Raw genomic sequence first — 20,629 nt, 5'->3', positions numbered from 1 at the left:
GTATGACCCAAACTAGCACCGATATTAACCTCAGGGATCTCCGGCATAAGCATCCGAATGACATTGCCGAAACCATCACCGAACTGAACGCGAAGGAACGGATCCTGGCTTTTTTGCTGCTTCCCGGCGACATGAAAGCGGAAGTATTCACCTACTTTAACCACAACGTGCAGGAGGAGATGCTGAAAGAACTTGGCTCGCGTGAAACGGCAGCCATGCTCGAGAACATGGCCCCTGATGACAGAACCGAAATCTTTGAAAACTTTCCTGACCTCCTGATAAAAGAATCCATCAATTTTCTTTCTCCGGAGGAGAAAAGCATCGCCCTGAACCTGCTGGGCTACCCCGAAAAAAGTATCGCCCGCCTGATGACTCCCTATTATATACAGGCAAAGAAAGGCTGGACGGTAAAGCAGGCGTTAAACAACATTAGGCGGTACGGAAAAAAGGCAGAAACGCTGAACCATATCTACGTGGTGGACAAGGACAACAGGCTGGTGGATGACATAAGGATTGGAAAACTCCTGATGGCAGATGAGGAGCAAACGATTGAGTCGTTGATGGATTACGAGTTTGTGAGCCTGGTTACCACCATGACCCGGGAGGAATCCATTGAGCAATTCAATAAGTATGACCGTGCTGTAATGCCGGTAGTGTCGGAGAGCGGCGTGTTGGTAGGCATTGTCACGTTCGATGATATTTTTGATGAGATTGAGCGCAGGGATACAGAGGACATACAGAAGTTTGGTGGTCTGGAGGCGCTGGAATTATCCTATACTGATACACCGCTTTTAACGCTGGTAAGAAAGCGGGCAAGCGTACTGCTCATTCTGTTTCTGGGAGAGATGCTGACTGCCTCGGCCATGGGCTTCTTTGAAGGCGAAATTGAGCAGGCGGTTGTGCTGGCGTTGTTTATCCCCCTGATTATTTCCAGCGGCGGGAACTCCGGTTCGCAGGCAGCCACCCTGATTGTGCGCGCCATGGCCATCAAGGAGCTCGGGGTAAAGGACTGGTGGTATGTGATGCGGAAAGAGGTTTTGTCGGGCTTGTTGCTTGGGATTATTCTGGGTGCTGTCGGTTATTTGAGGATTATACTCTGGCAGCAGGCAGGCTTCTACGACTACGGCGAGTATGCAAATTTAATTGGCGTCACGATTGGCCTCTCACTTGTTGGTATTGTGTTGTGGGGTACCCTTTCCGGCTCCATGATTCCGTTTCTGCTGCGGAAATTAGGCTTAGACCCTGCTACCTCATCGGCACCTTTCGTGGCTACGCTGGTAGATGTGACGGGGCTGGTTATTTATTTCTCTATTGCGGCGGCGATTCTAACAGGCACCTTGCTTTAATTTTTTTAAGCATTGGCTATAAATTTCCACAGCAAGTTTTATCTTTGTAGCAATGGCAGGTATAAGAACACATTTCCATCATCATCGTGCACGAAACAAGCGTTTCGGAGATGCCTGCCTTTGGATTTGCTAATAAAACGATATCTATATCCAAAGCCTGACTCCGAATAGGGTCAGGCTTTTTTGTTTGTCTGAATCTGGATTTACAGGATGAATGGGATGTACAGCATGCGTGCAAAGGCTATTTATTGATTGCAAAAGGGCTTTAAACGAACATGCCGATAATAATAAAGTCTTAGTTCTACTGTCTGAAACTTAATGTTTGAATAGAATGAATCTGGTTATAGTTGATTACAAAGCCGGTAACGTACAGTCGGTGCTGTTTGCGCTGGAGCGCCTGGGTATACAGGCTACACTGAGTGCCGACTTTGAGACTATCAAGTCTGCTGACAAAGTTATCTTCCCGGGTGTGGGAGAGGCTTCATCAGCGATGGCGCAGCTGAAGGCCCGCAACCTCGACAAACTCCTGCCCACCCTGGAGCAGCCTTTTTTCGGTGTTTGCCTGGGTATGCAGCTGCTGTGCGAGCACTCCGAGGAAGGCGACACTGATTTGCTTGGTATCATACCGCTGCAGGTAAAGCGCTTCCAGACAGATCTGAAAGTGCCGCACATGGGCTGGAACCAGTTAGAGAACCTTTCTTCGCCGTTGTTTCAGGGGATAAAGGAGCAGGAGTACGTTTACTATGTGCACAGCTACTATGTGCCGAACAGCGACTACACCATTGCCCAGTCCCAGTACCCGGAGCCCTTTTCAGCTGCTCTACAGTACAAGAACTTTTATGCCGCGCAATTCCACCCTGAAAAGAGCGGACCTGCCGGATCACAAATCATCAAGAACTTTTTAGCCCTATGATGGACATTATACCTGCTATAGATTTGATTGGCGGCCAGTGCGTGCGCCTGACGGAAGGGGACTTTTCGCAGCAAACTACCTACAACAGCAATCCCCTGGAAGTTGCGAAGCAGTTTGAAGCACACGGCATCAAGCGCCTCCACCTGGTAGACCTGGACGGTGCCCGTGCCCGGAAACCGGTAAACTTAGCTGTTCTGGAGACTATAGCTGCCAAAACGAGCTTGACCATCGATTTCGGCGGGGGGTTGCAGTCGGAGGAGGCGGTGCAGCAGGCTTTTGATGCCGGTGCCACGCAAATCACGGCTGGCAGTATAGCAGTGCGTGAACCAGAAACAGTAAAAGGCTGGCTGCAAAAGTACGGGGCTGATAAAATCATTGTTGGTGCAGATTTTAAGGGCCAGCATATTGCTATCAGTGCCTGGACAGAAGAAAGCGATTATGCTTTGCAGGATTTCATGTCTGATTATGTAAAGACCGGTGCAAAGCTGTTCATTTGTACGGACGTCAGCAAAGACGGTAAGTTACAGGGGCCATCTATTGATACTTACCGGGAACTGAAGGCTACACTTCCGGAAGCGGGTTTGATAGCAAGTGGTGGTGTAACGACCATGGAAGACCTGGAAGTGCTGCAGAAAATAGGAGTGGAAGGAGCCATCATTGGCAAAGCCATTTACGAGGGCACCATCCAGTTAAAAGATTTAGAGCGATTTATATGTTAACCAAACGCATTATACCTTGCCTCGACATCAAGAACGGACGCACCGTAAAGGGCGTGCGCTTCGAGAATATTCGCGATGCAGGAGATCCGGTGGAACTGGCGAAGTGGTACGCCGAGCAAGGTGCCGATGAACTCGTTTTCCTGGATATTACGGCTACTAACGAAGAACGAAAAACCTTTGCTGAACTCGTACGCGATATAGCCCGTCACATCGATATTCCCTTCACCGTAGGTGGTGGTATCAGTGCTGTGGCCGACGTGGAAGTGCTGTTGCAGGCAGGTGCTGATAAAGTGTCCATCAACTCTGCCGCCATTCGGAATCCTCAGTTGGTGGAGGATTTGGCGAAGCGTTTCGGCAGCCAGTGCGTCACGGTGGCAGTGGATACAAAGCATACCGATGCCACAGGCTGGAAAGTCTACGCCCGTGCCGGAACCGTAGAGACCGAACATGCCACAGTAGACTGGGCACGCAGGGTAACGGAATTGGGTGCAGGCGAGATACTGCTCACCAGCATGAACAACGACGGAACGAAAGCAGGTTTTGCCCTGGATATCACAGGCGCTGTAGCCCAGGCCGTATCAGTACCGGTTGTTGCCTCTGGTGGTGCCGGTAGTATGCAGCATTTTGCAGATGTGTTTCATCAGGCGCATGCTGATGCAGCTTTGGCAGCCAGTCTGTTCCACTTCCGGGAACTTGAAGTGCCTGTGCTGAAAAGCTACCTGAAGGAGCAGGGCGTGGATGTGCGGCTATAATCAATTTTGAATGAGTGATGGAGTGGATGAGTGAATGTGTGATGGAAGGTGCCATGCCGTTCAAGACAAGAATTTATACTCTCTTACTCTTTGATTCTCTAACTTTTTAACTTAAAACAGGTGGAATTAGACTTTGATAAAGCTGGCGGATTAATACCAGCCGTGATACAGGATGAACTGACGGGGCAGGTGCTGATGCTTGGCTATATGAACCAGGAGGCGCTTGCTAAAACGCGCCAAGATGGACTGGTAACCTTTTTTTCACGCTCCAAAAACCGCCTCTGGACAAAAGGAGAAACCTCTGGCAATACCCTGGAAGTGCTCAGCATTACCCACGATTGTGACAATGATGCGCTGTTGATTAAAGTAAAGCCAAACGGGCCTACCTGCCACACCGGCACCACCAGCTGCTTTGGAGAGGAAGCTGCCGCAAACCGTACCGCGGCAATCAGGTTTGTAGCAGAACTGGAGGAAGTAATCCAACAGCGTAAAGCCAATCCGGCTGAAGGTTCTTATACTAATTTTCTATTTGATAAAGGCGTGAACAAAATTGCCCAGAAAGTAGGAGAGGAAGCCGTTGAAACAGTAATAGATGCCGTGGCTGGCAAACTCGACACGATGAAAGGCGAAGCGGCTGATTTGCTGTACCACCTGCTGGTGCTTCTTTCTGCCACCGGCCTGCAACTGAAAGATGTTGTAGCGGTATTGCAGGAGCGGCACAAGAAATAAAAAGCTGTATATGTACAGCTGAAAGCAAAAAGGAGCAGCGGTATATAATATGCCGCTGCTCCTTTTTGCCTCTAAAGCTTACTGCTTTGATGTATGTCCTACCTTACCGCCCTTAAATTATTCTCCTTAACGGTTGTATGTTCATGCCATGTATTTTATATAGCTAATACCTGTTTGATTGCATCCGCTACTTCACCTCCTTTTTCCTCCTGCAGAAAATGCCCTGCTCTAAATTGAATCACCTTTGCCTCCGGAAACGCTGCCTTCCATTTATCCAGAAAATGATGCGGCAGCAGCGCATCTTTCTCGCCCCATAGTATCAGTTTCGGGATGCTACGCAGCTTTTCCCGCTGCTCCCATAGTGCTTTGAAATAAGGATTGGCTTCATGTAGCGCTTTTGCAAAATGCCAGGTGCCCAGCCTGGCTGTTGAAGAAGATAAAGGCTTCATGTAATGCTGGTGGATGTCTTTTGGAAGGTGCTTGCGCTCGTGGTATCCTCTCGGGAGTAAAAGCCGGGCAGAAAAACTGAGTTGCAGATATAAGAACCTCCCGATGCTGCCACTCATAAACCTGCTTATTTTACTTATTTGTTTTTCCTCCTGCAGGTCCCATATCCAGGTATTCAGAAGAACGATGTTCTTCACATTTTCAGGATGGCGCAGCGCATACCGCAACCCAATGGGGCCTCCGAAATCGTGCACCACCAGCGTAATGTTCCGGAGCTGGAGATGCTCTATTAAAGCTTCCAGATTATCGGCATGTGCTGCCGGCGTGAAAGCGAAACCCTTCGGCTTATCAGAAAGGCCAAAGCCCAGATGGTCTGGCGCAACACAGCGATAGGTGCGGCTGAGGGATTTGATCTGCTGCCGCCACACAAAAGACCAGGTAGGGGTTCCGTGTACGAACACAATGGGTGCTCCAGTGCCTTCGTCTACAAAATGCATGTGCCCCGCCTCAAGTTTAAGCGTGTGGTGCTGAAACGGGTAGAGGATACGGTCGAGCCATTTCGGAGAGTTCATCGTTATTGGTTTATGAGGTTGTATACTTACTTATCAGCAGGTGGGCCACTTCGTCTATAGGATAATGCCTGTTCAGCAGGTAGTGTGCGGCCATCCCGTCAATGGAAGCGAAAAGCAGCTTTGCTTCCAGGTCAGGAAATGGCACACCGGCTTCCCTCAGGTTGTTTTGTAACTGTGTCACTATATACTGCTGCTGGTCTTCTATTTCCTGCCTTAATGGAAGCAACACCTGGCCCTGGAACCGCAGGCTGTGTAACAGGCGCCAGAAATCCCTTTTATCTTTCAGTTTCTGCACGGTTTGTAAAATGTGCTGCTTCAAAGATGAGACTCCTGGTGCGGCAGTTGCAGGGGCAAAAGACGCTATAATATCATTGTTGCCGAGCAGAAAAATTTCCTGTAACAGCTCCTCTTTGCTGGTAAAGTAGTTGTACATCAGCCCCAGGGACACACCGGCCTCCGAGGCGATATTACGAATGGAAGTAGCCGCAAACCCTTTTTCTGAGAAGAGTTTAAGGGCAGTGTCTGCCAGTAATCTTTTACTTTTCTCTCTTTTCTCCTGCGTCTTTTTCATATCAATTGAATGAACGGGTGTTCATTCAATTTAGTTTAGCTTACCCTTGAAACAAACCTTTCCACCAAAAATTGGTGTTGGTACACCTTTCTTACCGCTTGCAGTTCCGTAGGAATAAAAAGATATCTAAAATATTTACTTGTGAGACATAAAACAGAAAACAGGAATAAAGGAAAGCACTGGCTCAAGATTGGGGCCTGGGTACTGGGAATAGCTTTTTTTCTTTTTGTTGGCTTATTCTTTTTAACAATATGGCTGCAAAACAAACTGGAGCGAATGGTAGCGCAGCAGTCGGATAGGGTTTATTCGATGCAACTGTACGGGCTGCAGCTATCTCCATTTATAGGAAACGTTTCAGTAGACAGTCTGTCGCTGATGCCTGATTATGAGCGATGGGAGCAGTTGCACAGTCAGAACCAGGATGTACAGCCCATGCTGCTTGACGTTCAGTCAAAATCTATTGATGTGGTTGGGGTTAATTACCTGGCGGTGCTGTTCGGCAAAGATGTGGATGTGGACGAAGTGAGCATCGTGCAGCCTGAACTGCAGATGACCGTCATGCGGGAAGATACCACCTCCCAACAAAAGCCGCTGCATCAGTCAGTGCCCGACAAACTAAAAGGGTTGAAGATTGGCCATATCAGGCTGGACAGGGGGAAAATAAGTTACCGGGATGGTACCAAAGATAACATCAAAGAAGTGGCCAGTATCGGGCAGTATCACTTAACCATTGATGACGTTAAACTGGACAGCCAGTCGTTTCAGGCGCAGGACAGGGCATATTATGCAAACAGCATCCTATTCGAGGCTGCGCAGGGCAGATTCCTGACGCCTGATGGCCTTTACAGGCTGACCTCAGATTCTTTGAGGTTAAATACGCAGGGCAGGATGCTGGAGGCAAAGCAGGTGGTGTTGGACCCGACTACGGATGCTGCCGGTATGGCACGTGCCAAGGGCGAGTCGGTATCTTATATGGAAATAGAGGTTCCTGTAATTTCCTTCAACGGCGTAGATTATCCTGCGCACTCCAGAAAAGGCCACTTCATAGCCAGGCAGTTGCTCATACATGACCCTTCTTTTTACATATTCAAAGACAAGAAGAATTTCAGCAATAAGACGAAGACGCCGCTGCTACATGAGATGGTTCAGAATATGCCCACAAAGTTTTTGCTGGATAGCTTAAAGCTGAAAAGTGGTTTTATAGAGTACGAGGAGATTGTGCCGGAGGCAGCAGTGCGGGGACGCATGACCCTGGAGAACCTGAACATTTCAATGTCTAATTTCAGTAACATGCCTGAGCACATCTCCATGGAAAATCCGGCAGTGGCACACGTAAGAGGAGTAGTGATGGGCAAGGTGCCAGCCAACATGACAGTGAGAATGCCCCTGCTGGCTGAAAACGGATACCATACCGTACATGGTGAAGTAGCGTCAGCTAACCCTGAAATTCTGAACCCTATAATTGAGCCTACTGCCTTCATGCGTATTGAAAGCGGACACATCAGCCGCGGTAGTGTCGATTTAGAATTCACCAATGAACAGGCTACCGGGACAATGCACCTCATTTACAGTAATTTTGAGGTGGAGCTTCTATCCAAAGGAACAGGAGGAGAACAGTCGCTGGGAAAAGAAATATTGTCAGAACTAGCGAATTGGATAGTCATCAAGGAAAGTAATCCCGGCGATGCAGGAGAGGAACCAAGGGTAGGCGAAGTAGAAGTTCAGCGAAATGAAAAGAAATCTATGTTCAGTTACTGGGCTAGAGGGTTAATAGACGGTTTCAAGTCCATTGCCACCATAAAATAGCAATCGCTTTAAGGCTACGCACACCAAGCTTGTGCAGCAAACATATTAAAAACCTCCGGTGCAGCACTCACTAAGGCAGGTTGCGAAATGCTGCACCGGAGTTCTTTTCTCCAGCTATGCTACATTGGTGGTTTTAATCAGCAGTTTTCTGTATTTGGTGAAGATGCTGGACTTAGACACAAAGCCTATATAAACATCATTCAACAGCACCGGCAGGTTCCAGGCGCCGGACGCATCAAATTTCTTCATTACCTCTGCCATGCTATCATTGTATTGCACCACGGCAGGTGGCTTCACCATGAGTTCTTTTACCGTTACTACTGCATATTTTTCTGTTTTGAACATGATTTCGCGCACATTCTCCAGTAGAATAACCCCTTCCAATTTCTGCTCTGCATTTACTACCGGGAAAAGGTTGCGGCGGGAATCGGCTATTACCTGCACCAGTTCACCAAGTGTGGCATCAGGGGACACAGGCTGAAACTCAGTTTCAATCAGGTGCCTTATTTTCATGATATGCAGGATGGTGCGGTCTTTATTGTGCGTCAGCAGCTGCCCCCGCTGTGCCAGCTTCTTAGTATCAAGTGAATACGGTTCGAAGTATTTCACCATGGCAAATGAAGTGGCGGATACGATCATCAGCGGAATCATAAGGGTATAGCCGCCGGTTATCTCTGCTATCAGGAAGACGGCGGTGAGGGGCGCATGCATCACCCCACTCAGAATACCTGCCATGCCTACCATAGAGAAACTGCTGACAGGCAGGTTGCTGATGTTAAGCAGGTTTACCAGCCGGGAGAAGAAAAAACCGGTGCAGGCGCCCACAAACATCGAGGGGGCAAAGTTACCGCCGTTTCCACCGGAAGCGATGGTGATGGTGGTGGCAAACACTTTCACCAGTGCCAGTGCGCCCACAAAGGAGAGTACCACCCACTCATTTGTGCCGAAAAAGGCAAGCCAGCTATCCTGCAGCAGGCTTTCGGCATTGTTGGCTTCCAGCAGGGTTATACTTCCGTAGCCCTCCCCAAACAAAGGGGGAAACAGCATAATCAGTAACCCAAGCAGCATACCGCCGACAAGTGCCCGGATGTAGGCTTTCCCTTGGTAATCCTCAAAAACCTCCTCCACGCGCAGCGCCATGCGGGTGTAGTAAACGGACATCATACCTGCTAAAATACCCAGCAGTACATAGAAGGGCACATGGTTGGCAGCAAAAAGCTCCGTCTGGCCAATATTGAAAAGAATCTCTTCCTGCAATATGATTTTGGAGCATAGGGCTCCAACCACTGCCGAGATAATCAGTGGAATAAAGGCGGCGATGCTGATGTCTGTCAGCAGGACCTCAATCGCAAAAAGTACTCCGGCAATGGGCGCATTAAAAACAGCCGCAATGCCTGCCGCCGCCCCACTGGCTAAAAGTAAAGTGCGATCGCGGTAATTCAGGTGGTAGTCGCGGCCATAATTAGAGCCGATGGCCGATCCCGTTACCACAATGGGAGACTCCAGGCCTGCCGATCCGCCAAAGCCAGCGGTAATCCCACTCGTGAGCACGTGCGAAAACATTTTGTGCCGTTCCATCATGCTTGACTTTTGCGAAATGTTATACAACACATTGGCCGTTCCGCGGCCGATGGTGCCATGAAAAAGGGTGCGTACCAGCAGTACTGTAAGCAGGATACCGATGATAGGAAAAACCACAAGCCAGTAAGGCTGATCTAACAAACGGTTTCCATAGGCCAGCAGCACGTGGATATAATGCACCAGCGACTTAAGCGCAACGGCAGCCAAGCCTGCTGTTAAACCCACCAGCACACTGGAAATCAGCATAAATTCACGGTCGGAGGTATGGCGGCGTAGCCAGAGGAGCGGAATTTTATATTTTTTATAATGAGGCATTGCAGATGCCCGCCTTACCGGGAGCTTTTTATAAGAAAGTAAAATTATGAAGAACATTGGCCAACCTCAACCAGAAATTGCATTGTTATGGGGCCGCCCTCACAAAAATTAGCTGCGTAGCCCCAACTTACTCGCTCTTTTTCCTGTTAATAAGAGGTAGTATCCCTATCTATACATGAAGTTGTTTTAGCGCATAGGTTATGGCCGTACAGTTACAGCAGGAAAATGGTTTTCTTATTCTACCGGATGAACAGGGCCCCTTTCATATTATAGGGGATGTGCATGGTTGTTTTGAAGAACTGCTGGCCCTGCTGCAACGCCTGCATTACCATGTTTATTTTAATGCGCATGAGCAGCGTTACGAAGTAAAGGCACCTTTAAATTTCAAAGCCTTGTTTGTCGGAGACCTGGTTGATCGGGGGCCGAATTCACCTGAAGTGCTCCGCCTGGTTATGGACATGGTGGAAGCAGGACAAGCCTACTGTGTGAGCGGAAACCACGATAATAAACTCTACCGCAAACTACTGGGGCATAATGTGCAGATACGGCATGGCCTGGAACTGACGGTTGCGCAGATGGAAAGCTATGATGCTGCTTTCCATGAGCGGGTGCGGCACTTTATCGGAAACCTCCCGCACCATATCATTCTGGATCAGGGCAGGCTTGTGATAGCCCATGCAGGACTGGAGGAGCGCCTGCACGGCCGGAACACCAAGAGTGTCCGGGCATTGTGCCTGTACGGTCCTACGACTGGCGCTGTAGATGAAAAAGGCCTGCCTGTGCGTCTGGATTGGGCTGCAGCCTATTGTGGAAAAGCGATTGTGGTGTACGGGCATACACCGGTTCATGAGCCTATCTGGCGGAATAATACCATAAATATTGATACGGGCTGTGTATTCGGAGGAAGCCTCACTGCCTTAACCTATCCTGATCATGCACTTACTGTAGTAAATGCTTACCGGAAATATGCTGATCCATTAAGGCCTTTTATTTACCATCATCCTCACGGGCAGCAGCCTTCTTCGCCTCCTTATTCTTCTTCTCCTTCTTAAGCACCTGCTCCTGGTATTTATCATAATTCACCACTTCTTCGAGGTGCTCCCGGTGCAGGTATTTTTTAAACTCTTTCAGGTTCGTGTGTTCCCAGAAGGGAATTCTGTTCTGCACAGCAGTTCGCCCAATTACGTGCGCTGCCACAGGCGCCGTGATAAAGGTAAACGTAATAATGGCTAACACTTTCAGGAGCATGCTCGGCTGGTTAAAATAAATGCCCAACCCCAGCAGGATGAGCCCCAGCCCAAGGGTGCTTCCTTTTGTGATTGCCGACATCCTTATGTAAAAATCAGGCAGGCGAAGTAGCCCTATTGTCGCCACCAATATGAAGAACACTCCGGACAGGATGAACACACAGCTGACGATTTCTTTAATTAGATTAATATCCAGGTTTTCGAACATGATCATTTTGTGGTTTTCATGAGATAGTAGGCAAAGGAAATAGAACCCAGAAACCCGAACAGGGAGAGGATAATGGCAACGTCAATAAAATCCTCGTTCCCAGTGTATTCCGTATAGATAGCAATAATCCCAATCACGTTGGCCACTATCAAATCGAAGGCCGTGATGCGGTCGGGGAGCGTGGGGCCAATAGCGAAGCGGACAGCCGTCAGAAGCAGGCAGAAGCTCAGAACCGCTATCGCAATAACCAATGTTGCCTGAAAGATGCTCATGTTGTCAGTTCGATTAATCTGCGTTCAAAGCCATGCTTAATGTGCTGCTTTAACTTTTCTATGTCATCGTCTTTTACATACAGGGCGTGCACATACAAGGTCTTCCGGTTTTTACTTACATCAATACTCAGGGTACCAGGCGTAAGCGTAATCATGTTTGCCAGTAGCATGATCTCAAAGTTTGTTTTAATGCGTAGCGGGATAGCGATCACCGTAGGATTCATGTAATAGTGAGGCGTCAGTATATCGAAGGCTATTTTTACATTCGCGACCAGCAACTCTTTCAGGAAGAAGAAACCAAAGTTCACTGCTTTGGGCAGCTTCCGGAAATATGTTTTGTTATAAAGAAAAGAGCTCAGCCAAAGCAGGATGAATAACAGCAAAAAAGCGAGAGAAGCAGTCAATGCGTTATAAGGTACAGGAAGCAAGCCCTGCCGCATAAAAATGAATACTGCCACAAACGTGATGAAACTATGTGTGTAAAAGAGCCTCATTATATCCTTGTTCCAGTTTATTTTCTGAGTCGTTCCAGGTTACCTTTTCTTCATTAACAGCAACCTGTAACTTATTTTAGTACGGCTTCTATGTAACTATTGGTGTAGAATAGTTGATCTGCAGCTCTCTGTGCCAGGTTAATGAAAGGGGCTGCGTAAAGGCTTATGAGCAGGATAAAGCCCAGAAGAAACGCTACCGGCACATACATAAACTTTATGTGTTGCAGATGGGTGGTTTTTACTTCCGGTGAAAGTACTGCCTTTTCTGGCTTTGGCTTCAAGAACACTTCATTCCAGATTTTTGTCATAGAAAAGAGCGTGACCAGGCTGACAGAAAGCGAAACTGCTACAATGCTGTAATTCCCTGCCTCAAAGCCTCCCTTTGCCAGCATAAATTTCCCCCAGAAACCAGACAGAGGCGGTATGCCGGCCAGGGCAAGCGCCGACAAAAGGAAAAGGAGCGACAGGAATGGCTGTTTCAGGTAAAGTCCGCCAAGTTTTTTCAAAGAGAAAGTATGGTGCTGCTGCGCTACCACGCCGCTTACCAGAAACAAGTTTGTCTTAACCAAAATGTTGTGAATGATGAAATAGATACTTCCCGCTACGGCCAGGGGGGTATAAATGGCCAGGCCCATCAGCATATACCCAATCTGGCTGATAATATGAAAGGAAAGTATTTTCCGGAAGTCCTTCTGAGCGGCGGCACCGATCACGCCTATTACCATGGTTAAGCCGGACAATACCAGCAGCAGGGGCAGCATGAAGGCAGCATCCGGTACAAACACAAGCGTAAAGAGCCGGATCAGGGTATAAATGCCCACTTTTGAAATCAATCCTGCAATAAAGGAAGAAATAGCAATGGGTGGTGTATGATAAGAGGCTGGCAGCCAGAAAAAAAGCGGGAAAATGGCTGACTTGATGCCAAACCCTGTCAGGAAAAATATACTGCTCAGGGTAAGCAGCGATAGGTTGGGGTGATCGGGGCTGCGAACAATCATCGCCAGTTCAGCCATATTTAGAGAACCAAACAGCGCATAGACCACTCCCACGCCTGTCAGCAAGATGCCCGAGGCAAAAAAGTTTATCGTCACATACTTCAGGGTGCCCTCCAGCTGCGCCCTTGTGCCGCCCAGGGCCAGCAGTGCGAAACAGCAGATGAGCAGCACTTCAAACCACACATATAAATTAAAAATGTCTCCTGTGAGGCAGACACCACTTACCCCCATCTGCAAAAACAGCAGCAGCGGGTAATAGCCATACCTTTTGCGTGTGCTGTCCAGTCCGTACAGGGCATAAAGAAAAACAGCAATGCCAATAACAGAGGCGCTAAGCAGAATGAGGGCACCAAAAAGATCTGCTACAAGTGTGATGCCGAACGGAGCCGGCCACTCTCCAATCTGCGTTGCCTGTATGCCTGCCTGGTTTACCTTGTGCAGGAGGAGGCCCGCTGACGCAAGCCAACCCAGTTGTGCAACTGCTGCAACAACACTCTGTATCCTTATACGCCGCCAGAACAGCAGGCACAACACGGCGCCATAGAGCGGCGTGAGTAAAGGAAGTATTAGGAGCAGGCTTGGTTTCATGCGTGGCGGGTGTGTCTCTTATAGCAGATTCAAATTTCTGAAGCTTGTGTAAGCCCGGTTCAGGTTTTGTCGGTATTATTCAGTTCGTCGAGGTTATTTGATTTAAAGGTCTGGTACACCCTGCGGATAAGCACAATGGCGAAAGCCTGTAACCCGAAACCTATGACGATGGCTGTCAGCAGGAGGGCCTGGGGTACCGGATCCGGGTAAGGTGCCGCTGCAACTTCCTTGTTTTCCGGAATGATGGCGACGCCGCCGCCTGTGATTCCGCCAACTACAAACAGGAAAAGATTAGTTGCCAGGCTAAAGAGAATAAGGCCCAATATCAGCTTGAACAGGTGCCGGTGTAAAATGAAGTACAAGCCCACCGAAAATAAGGTGCCTATCAGAAAGGGTAACAGTAACGCCATCGTTTATTCTTTTGACATCGTAAAAATCATCTTCAGTACCATGCCCATGACCAGCAGGTAAACACCCGCATCGAACAGCAGGGGAGTGCCCAGATAACCAATTATGGGCAGGTGCACATCCAGCCACAGGCCTGTCAGGAAGGACTGACCCAGCAGCAATCCTATCGTTCCGCTGCACACCGCCATCAGTAGTCCCAGGCCAATCAGGTAAACTGGCCTTACACGCACAAAAACAAAGTTCCAGTGGTTTTCCTTATATCCTTTGCGGCGTCCCCTGATGTTAGCATTTAATATTTGTATAAAATAGCGGGTGCGGCTGTGCCCCTCCTGGCGGGGGTGATGGTAAAGGGTAAGGCTAAAGAAAACCCGTGCAGTGGCATTGGCCCCATGCGCCAGCACATGGAAAACGAAGGCTATCGAACCTATCAACCCGCCGATGAACCCGCCCCCCGGGTGGTTGTGTCCTCTGAACAGGATGTATACAGAGAAAAGCAGGAAGACGGGCGTGAGCAGACGAATCGCCGTTGATAGTATAATAGTCCTCATGGTTTGCCTCCTTTCTCCGGGTTCAGGCGCAGCAAGGCAAAGATCCCAAGCGCCGCCACTGCCAAGACCGTTATTTCACCCAAAGTGTCAAAGCCCCTGAAATCGACGAGTATCACATTTACAATGTTTTTGCCGTGGGCCTCCAGGTAACTTGCTTTGCCGTAGAACTCCTTCAAATCTGATTCAACAGCATGCTCCTGCACAAGCAGCAGGGTGTACGTCATCACGAAGCCAAACAGGACCGAAATAAAAATGAATTTGTATTTCCGGAACTGGTGCGACAGGTACCAGAAGGCAGGCAGCTTGTGGAGCAGGAGCACGAAAATGACCACGGTGAGCGTCTCTATCAGCAACTGAGTAGCGGCCACATCCGGGGCTCCAAACAGAATATAAAACAGGGCGGCTGAGTACCCTACCAGTCCCATCACCACAATGGAGGTGAGGCGGGAGCGGGTACCGAGTATATAAATCAGTGCCGCCACTACCAATACAAACAGTACCAGTTCGTAAAGCCGTATGTCATCCAGCAGTTGTGCCCTTCCACCCAGGTTTACGTGCGGGGCATCCCTCCACAACACAAACAGCATTAAACTGCAAAAGAAAAGAACGATATAGATGATGTAGTTGCGCAGGTAACCGTTCTGCAGGGTATTGATAAATGCCTTTGCTCCCTTTAAGAATCCTTTGAAGCCTTCACGGTACATGCTGTCCGGGCCGTAACGATAAAGACTGTTCAGCCTGTGCGCTGACCTGTGCAGCACCGGCAGGTTTCGGTACAGGAAATAACCCAGCAGGAGTGTCAGCAGGCTCAGCGCGAATACTAGTGTAAACCCGTGCCAAAGCGCCAGATCAAAATGAACTTGCTCACGGGGCAAAATGCTGCGCGCAGCCCGCTCTAAAACAGGGGCAGGAAGTAAACCAGCCAACAACCCAAAAATTAAGCCTATCAAGCCCAGCAGCAGGGGGGGGAGGTACAAGTAAGGAGATGTATGGTGTTGTAAGGGGGTAGGATTGCCTGTTTTAAACCAAAACAAACGAAAGCTCATCAGGATAGCTACAGCCACAAAAGCAACACCAGCCAGTATGTTTACCCCTAACAGAAGCCAGTTAAAAGTAGGGCTTTCCAGCGAAGCCTCGTATAGCAGCTCTTTTCCAATAAACCCGAAAAATGAAATAATCCCGGCCATCGACAAGGCCGCCAGGGTGGCGGCTATGCCTGTAAACTTCATGCTTTTGCCCAGGCCCCTCAATGCTTCTATCTGGCGGGTGCCTGTGCTATGGTCTACTGCGCCAGCCACCAGAAACAAGGTGCCTTTGTACAGGGCATGGGCCAGCAGGAACACCAGCATTGCCTCTATGGCAATGGCGGATCCCAGCCCCAACATCATCACAAGCAGGCCCAGGGCACTGATGGTTGTGTAGGCAAGTACGGCTTTTAAGTCTGTTTGCTGCAAGGCTAGTATTGCCCCTAGTACGGCGGTAGCCCCACCCACTACAAGCAAGCAGGAAAGCCAAACCTCTGTACCACCTAAAACTGGTGTCAGGCGGGCCAGCAGGTAAATACCTGCTTTTACCATCGTAGCAGAGTGCAGGTACGCACTGACAGGAGTGGGGGCAGCCATGGCGTTGGGTAACCAGAAATGAAAAGGAACCTGAGCCGATTTGGAGAAGCACCCTAACAGGATGAGCAGCAGGGCCGGCAGGTAAAGTGCATGCGCAGTTACATCTCTGCTGCCAATCAACATTTCGCTGAAGGTGTAGTCTCCGCTTGCAATGCTTAGTAAGATGAGGCCACCCATCAGGCACAGCCCCCCCGCACCGGTCACAATCAAAGCCTGCCAGGCAGAAGTGCGGGATTCTTCCTGTTCGTGGTTAAAGCCTATCAGCAGGTAAGAACTGATACTGGTTAGCTCCCAAAACAGGAACAGGCAAAAAATATTGTCAGCAGTTACGACACCCAGCATGGCAGTCATGAAGAGTGTGAGGTACATATAAAAGCGCCCCAGCAGTGGGTGCTTCCCCAGATAGCCATAGGCATAAATCATGATCAGAATGCCAAAAAAAGAAATCAGGAGCGCAAAAAGCAGACTTAGCCCATCCAAGTGAAACGTAAAGTTTATACCCAGCTCAGGCACCCACGAAAAAGATTGGCGAACACTGCCGCCTCCTGTTATATACCCGACTTGCTTACAGAAGTAACTGAAAATGCATAGTGGCAGCAGTGCCAGCGGAATAACCACATACCTGCCCAGCCAACGATACAAAAGCGGCGCGGCAATGGAAACAAAGAGCCCTGCAAGTAGGGTATAGAGCATGAAAAGGTTACTTAATGTATATCTTTTTAGATAAAACCGTATGATAGAATACTTACCCTCCTGCGCTTTTTAGGTTACAGCCTATGAGATATAGCGCCATGTATTTTTAATTATCAGAAGTAATCAAAACACCCATACACCATGAACACGTTGAAACGATTGTTAATAGGCCTTGATCTTACCCCAATGGATGAGACGCTTATAAACTATGCCGCATTTTTGTGTGCTGAGTTACAAATTGAAAAGGTCTGCTTTATTCATGTAGAAAAAAGCCTTGATTTGCCCCAAGAACTGCGGCAAAATCTTCAAAGGGAAAACGTTTCAGCGGAAGAGGGGCTCCGGCAAATGGTTGCCTCCAAGGTTGGACCGGTGTTCGGGAAGCTGCCGATGGTAGAGACAGAGATATTGATTGAAGAAGGAACACCTTTAAAAGAACTACTGCATTGGTCAAAGATAAAAGACATAGACCTGATGCTGGTAGGCCGTAAACTGCGCCTGCGGGGTAGCGGTGTGCTGGCACAGAAGCTGCTTCGCACCGGCAGGTTAAGTGTGCTTTTTGTACCGGAAACATATGACCCAAGGCTGCGGCGGGTTGTGGTAAGTGTGGATTTCTCTAAGTATAGCGAGATGGCTATGGACCGTGTGCTTCATTCTGCCTTGTCTAAGCCTGCCATAGAGGTTGTGTGCCTGCATGTATATGATGTGCCGAGCGGCTATATTACCTTGGGTATGAGTTATGAGGATTTTGATGAGCGGATGCGTGGTTTTGCCAGGGAGAAGTTCCAACAGCTGCTGGAACGGTTCCCGGAGCTACAGAACAGGGCAGAGCTTTTACTCGTGCGCCAGGATGAACAGGCCGATATCGGGGAATTGGTGGTAATGGAAGCAAAACGAGCCCGTGCGGATATGCTGGTAATTGGTGCGAAGGGAATGTCGGCAGCAGCGCTATTTGTGATTGGCAGTGTGACGGAGAAAATACTGCGCCACGACCTGGATATTCCTTTACTGGTTTTCAAGAATAAGAATGAAGAAATGGGGTTCCTGGATGCCTTGCTCCGGTAGTATTGGCTCTTTAAACCTGAAAAACGCAAAAGTGCCCTTGCTGTTGTTATACAAGGGCACTTTTGCGTTTGGGCCTGACAAGTCTGAAAGAACTTTAAATATTCTCGACCATTTTACGGGAAGTAGACCGGAGCAGCAGGTAAGCCACCACGCCGGCTACAAAAGAAGCACTTAGAATGGCCAGTTTAGCCTGCGCCAGGAAGGGTGAACCCACAAAGGCGAGGTTGGCAATAAAAATAGACATGGTAAAGCCTATGCCACCTAAAAGCCCTGCTCCAACTACCTGCAACCAGCTAAAAGTTATGGGTTTTGATACCAGTCCTGTAACTGATGCCAGTCCTGTGAAAAGCATTATCCCGACAGGTTTACCCAGCACCAGGCCAAGGATAATGCCCCAGGAAATAGGATTTGAAAAGCCCGCGGTCAGGGTGGCATCTACATAGATACCTGCATTAGCCAGGGCAAAAATAGGCATAATGGCATAGGCCACCCAGGGATGAAGGGAATGCTCTAGCCGGTGTAGGGGAGAGAGCGCCTCTTCGCAGTTTTCTTCGATGGTATAAACAGCCGCCTGGTATTGTTCCTCTTCCATTGTCTCCACTTCCCGCTCCGGGTTTGCCTGTGGCGCAAAAACCGTCTGCAGCTCTGCTATGATGTTGTTGGTTGACCTGACAAATTCAGGTTCTGTTATCTTAGAACGTGCCGGAATGGTGATAGCTAAAAGAATACCGGCAATAGTGGCATGTACCCCTGACTTCAGAAACAGCACCCACATTACTATACCTAAAAGCGTGTAAATCCAGATGCTACGCACTTTCACAGAACTTAATATCAATAGAAAGCCAAAAGTGAGCAATGCACTGAAAAGGTACACAAAGTCAACTTCAGCTGTGTAAAACAAGGCAATCACCAGCACGGCACCAATGTCATCTACAATGGCAAATGCTACCAGGAAAAGCTTTAGCGAAAGTGGCACCCTGTTTCCAAGCAAAGTGAGTATGCCCAGGGCAAAAGCAATGTCCGTTGCCATCGGGATACCCCAACCCGACATTCCTTCTGTATTATTATTTAGAAAAACGTAAATTAGCGCCGGTACCAGCATACCGCCTATAGCAGCTACAACCGGGAAGGCTGCATTCTTAAGGGAGGCAAGCTCACCCATCAGCATCTCCCGTTTTATCTCCAGGCCAACCACAAAAAAGAAAATGGCCATCAAACCATCGTTAATCCAGAGAATGGCAGCCTTCGTTAAGCCAAACTCCCCGAAAGCAATGGTTAAAGGCGTGTTCCAGGTTTCCACATAGGAGTCTGCCCAGGGAGAATTTGCCCAGGCAAGGGCAATGAGAGTAACAAACATTAAAAGTATACCGCTGAACGACTCGGCCTGAATAAACTGCTGCAAAGGATAAACGATGCGACGAATAAGCGGGATCTTTGTTGCCATATTTGATTTTATGTTCTGAAATTAAATACTTGTTAAAGCAAAAGACGTGACTACGGTGCAAAGGTTATTATATGCAGCCAGTGGGCGGGAAGGTAAATAAGCTGTAGCTGGACTATGTTTGAACTTTGAAAGCAGCCGTTTTTCCTAAAAAGGTATAAAAAAAACAGCCCCTGAAAACTCCGGGGCTGTTCCTGTGATTAACATTTTTTTAGCTGATAACTTCTTTGTTGATGTAGCGCGAGTTCAGGAGGCTCAGGGCTCCCATGTACTTCAGGTTAAACCGGAGTGTATCACCTACCTTACATCTGTTTCGGTTTTCTCCCAGTTCCACAACCAGCATATCGGAACTGGCACCTATTACATTCAGCTCTTCGCGTTCTGCTTGTCCATCTTTAGGGATAAGAAACTTTGGGTTGATGTCAAGCAAGCCAACATCCAGAATCGCCCTGTGGGATGTTTTACCATATAGGCTCTCGTCCACCTCAAAGCTTTCGCCACTGGGGTTTTCCGCCAGCAGGCCACTCGGCACCATCGGTTTTTCGGTTAGTTCAATAATCTCTGTTTCCAGCTCAAACACATCATCATACATTCCTTCAAATGTCTCACCCGTAAAAAGGTTTGCGCCAAAGAACAAGGCTTCGCCAATCCGGAAATGGTTGATACCTTGTGGCAACTGGTGGTTGAACAGTAGCGGAATTGTGACCGTAGTGCCTCCGGAGACCCAAGGTATTTCCTTGTTAAACTTAGCTTCTATAATTTGCTTGTACAGGCTAAGCTGAATCAGCTTGTCTCTTGTGGGCATCACCCCGTGCAGGCAATTAAAGTTTGCGCCTAAGCCTACCACGGATATGCCTGGTAACTTAAATACCTTTTCATAAAAGTTTACCAGGTCTTCGCCCATAACGCCCTCCCGAAGGTCGCCCATTTCAATCATGATGATGATTTTGTGGACTTTATCCTGCCTCACAGCCTCATCCGACAGCATCCGGATAGTTTCCAGCTCTGTCTCAAAGCTGACGTCGGCATACTGTATTATCTCGGGTATGCTTTTTTTAGGAGCGGGTTTGATGTAAACCGTCTGAACATCAGGCGCTACATTTTTAATGGCTTTCAGATTGGTGACGCGGGAGTCATGAATTTCACGGACTCCAAGCGCAAGCACCTCTTTCAGGAAAATTTCCTCTCCACAAAGTAATTTCGTTACAATGCCCCAGTCGATGTTGTGTTCCTTGAAAACTTTGTCGAGGTGGTTGTAATTATGTTTTAATTTATCGCGGTACAGCTTTAGAACTGCCAT

Annotated in this window: 20 protein-coding genes; 8 read left to right on the top strand and 12 right to left on the bottom strand. The window is 48.5% G+C overall.

Annotated elements, in window-relative coordinates:
• Window positions 1-2: 2 nt before the first annotated feature.
• The 5 genes from mgtE (at window position 3) to hisIE (ending at window position 4,459) form a co-directional block, all read left to right on the top strand.
• Entirely contained in the window at window positions 3-1,346 is a 1,344-nt protein-coding gene (gene mgtE / locus ACYVB1_RS01575) for a magnesium transporter (RefSeq protein ID WP_460919802.1), read from the top strand.
• Window positions 1,347-1,677: 331 nt separating this feature from the next.
• Window positions 1,678-2,259 (top strand): imidazole glycerol phosphate synthase subunit HisH, encoded by a 582-nt coding sequence (hisH, locus tag ACYVB1_RS01570; RefSeq protein WP_460919800.1) that lies wholly within the window; start codon window positions 1,678-1,680, stop codon window positions 2,257-2,259.
• Entirely contained in the window at window positions 2,256-2,978 is a 723-nt protein-coding gene (hisA, locus tag ACYVB1_RS01565; protein ID WP_460919798.1) for a 1-(5-phosphoribosyl)-5-[(5-phosphoribosylamino)methylideneamino]imidazole-4-carboxamide isomerase, read from the top strand. The genes hisH and hisA overlap by 4 nt, the downstream gene beginning before the upstream one ends.
• Window positions 2,972-3,730 carry an imidazole glycerol phosphate synthase subunit HisF gene (gene hisF / locus ACYVB1_RS01560; RefSeq protein WP_460919796.1) on the top strand — a complete coding sequence of 253 codons (759 nt, stop codon included), beginning with the start codon at window positions 2,972-2,974 and terminating at the stop codon, window positions 3,728-3,730. The genes hisA and hisF overlap by 7 nt, the downstream gene beginning before the upstream one ends.
• 120 nt (window positions 3,731-3,850) lie before the next feature.
• Complete coding sequence (gene hisIE / locus ACYVB1_RS01555) at window positions 3,851-4,459, top strand: bifunctional phosphoribosyl-AMP cyclohydrolase/phosphoribosyl-ATP diphosphatase HisIE (protein WP_460919794.1); 609 nt, start codon at window positions 3,851-3,853, stop codon at window positions 4,457-4,459.
• Window positions 4,460-4,614: 155 nt separating this feature from the next.
• Here hisIE and ACYVB1_RS01550 read toward each other — a convergent pair whose 3' ends face one another.
• Window positions 4,615-5,478, bottom strand: coding sequence for an alpha/beta fold hydrolase (locus ACYVB1_RS01550; RefSeq protein WP_460919792.1), 864 nt, complete (start codon window positions 5,476-5,478; stop codon window positions 4,615-4,617).
• Between the two features lie 10 nt (window positions 5,479-5,488).
• A complete protein-coding gene (locus ACYVB1_RS01545) occupies window positions 5,489-6,049 on the bottom strand; it encodes a TetR/AcrR family transcriptional regulator (RefSeq protein WP_460919790.1) in 561 nt (186 codons plus the stop codon).
• A 141-nt stretch (window positions 6,050-6,190) separates the two neighbouring features.
• On the opposite strand from ACYVB1_RS01545, the gene ACYVB1_RS01540 reads away from it, so the two are divergent.
• Window positions 6,191-7,855, top strand: coding sequence for an AsmA family protein (locus tag ACYVB1_RS01540; RefSeq protein ID WP_460919788.1), 1,665 nt, complete (start codon window positions 6,191-6,193; stop codon window positions 7,853-7,855).
• 114 nt (window positions 7,856-7,969) lie between these two features.
• On the opposite strand, the gene ACYVB1_RS01535 is transcribed toward ACYVB1_RS01540, so the two are convergent.
• The gene (locus tag ACYVB1_RS01535; protein ID WP_460919786.1) at window positions 7,970-9,751 is read right to left on the bottom strand and encodes a chloride channel protein; all 1,782 of its coding nucleotides are present in this window, start codon (window positions 9,749-9,751) and stop codon (window positions 7,970-7,972) included.
• 200 nt (window positions 9,752-9,951) lie between these two features.
• Between ACYVB1_RS01535 and ACYVB1_RS01530 the strand changes: the two genes are divergently transcribed.
• Entirely contained in the window at window positions 9,952-10,803 is an 852-nt protein-coding gene (locus tag ACYVB1_RS01530) for a metallophosphoesterase (protein ID WP_460919784.1), read from the top strand.
• Here the strand turns inward: ACYVB1_RS01530 and mnhG are convergent.
• The 7 genes from mnhG to ACYVB1_RS01495 all read right to left on the bottom strand — a co-directional run bounded on the left by mnhG (window position 10,739) and on the right by ACYVB1_RS01495 (window position 16,826).
• Window positions 10,739-11,212 (bottom strand): monovalent cation/H(+) antiporter subunit G, encoded by a 474-nt coding sequence (gene mnhG / locus ACYVB1_RS01525; protein ID WP_460919782.1) that lies wholly within the window; start codon window positions 11,210-11,212, stop codon window positions 10,739-10,741. The two genes, ACYVB1_RS01530 and mnhG, sit on opposite strands and share 65 nt — an antisense overlap.
• Complete coding sequence (locus ACYVB1_RS01520; protein ID WP_460919780.1) at window positions 11,209-11,478, bottom strand: monovalent cation/H+ antiporter complex subunit F; 270 nt, start codon at window positions 11,476-11,478, stop codon at window positions 11,209-11,211. Before ACYVB1_RS01520 ends, mnhG begins: the two co-directional genes overlap by 4 nt.
• Window positions 11,475-11,972, bottom strand: coding sequence for a Na+/H+ antiporter subunit E (locus ACYVB1_RS01515; protein WP_460919778.1), 498 nt, complete (start codon window positions 11,970-11,972; stop codon window positions 11,475-11,477). Before ACYVB1_RS01515 ends, ACYVB1_RS01520 begins: the two co-directional genes overlap by 4 nt.
• Window positions 11,973-12,043: 71 nt before the next feature.
• Window positions 12,044-13,555 (bottom strand): proton-conducting transporter transmembrane domain-containing protein, encoded by a 1,512-nt coding sequence (locus ACYVB1_RS01510; protein WP_460919776.1) that lies wholly within the window; start codon window positions 13,553-13,555, stop codon window positions 12,044-12,046.
• A 59-nt stretch (window positions 13,556-13,614) separates the two neighbouring features.
• The gene (locus ACYVB1_RS01505; RefSeq protein WP_460919774.1) at window positions 13,615-13,965 is read right to left on the bottom strand and encodes an NADH-quinone oxidoreductase subunit K; all 351 of its coding nucleotides are present in this window, start codon (window positions 13,963-13,965) and stop codon (window positions 13,615-13,617) included.
• A gap of 3 nt (window positions 13,966-13,968) precedes the next feature.
• Window positions 13,969-14,511, bottom strand: coding sequence for an MnhB domain-containing protein (locus ACYVB1_RS01500; protein ID WP_460919772.1), 543 nt, complete (start codon window positions 14,509-14,511; stop codon window positions 13,969-13,971).
• The gene (locus ACYVB1_RS01495; protein ID WP_460919770.1) at window positions 14,508-16,826 is read right to left on the bottom strand and encodes a putative monovalent cation/H+ antiporter subunit A; all 2,319 of its coding nucleotides are present in this window, start codon (window positions 16,824-16,826) and stop codon (window positions 14,508-14,510) included. Before ACYVB1_RS01495 ends, ACYVB1_RS01500 begins: the two co-directional genes overlap by 4 nt.
• Window positions 16,827-17,105: 279 nt before the next feature.
• On the opposite strand from ACYVB1_RS01495, the gene ACYVB1_RS01490 reads away from it, so the two are divergent.
• Entirely contained in the window at window positions 17,106-17,888 is a 783-nt protein-coding gene (locus ACYVB1_RS01490; RefSeq protein WP_460919768.1) for a universal stress protein, read from the top strand.
• 94 nt (window positions 17,889-17,982) lie between these two features.
• Here the strand turns inward: ACYVB1_RS01490 and nhaA are convergent, their stop codons facing one another.
• Both nhaA and ACYVB1_RS01480 read right to left on the bottom strand, forming a co-directional pair.
• Window positions 17,983-19,332 carry a Na+/H+ antiporter NhaA gene (gene nhaA / locus ACYVB1_RS01485; protein ID WP_460919766.1) on the bottom strand — a complete coding sequence of 450 codons (1,350 nt, stop codon included), beginning with the start codon at window positions 19,330-19,332 and terminating at the stop codon, window positions 17,983-17,985.
• 208 nt (window positions 19,333-19,540) lie between these two features.
• Window positions 19,541-20,629 (bottom strand): alanine racemase, encoded by a 1,089-nt coding sequence (locus ACYVB1_RS01480; protein WP_460919764.1) that lies wholly within the window; start codon window positions 20,627-20,629, stop codon window positions 19,541-19,543.

It is taken from the genome of Pontibacter brevis (genome assembly GCF_054779655.1).
This window is presented reverse-complemented; position numbering and strand designations above follow the sequence as displayed.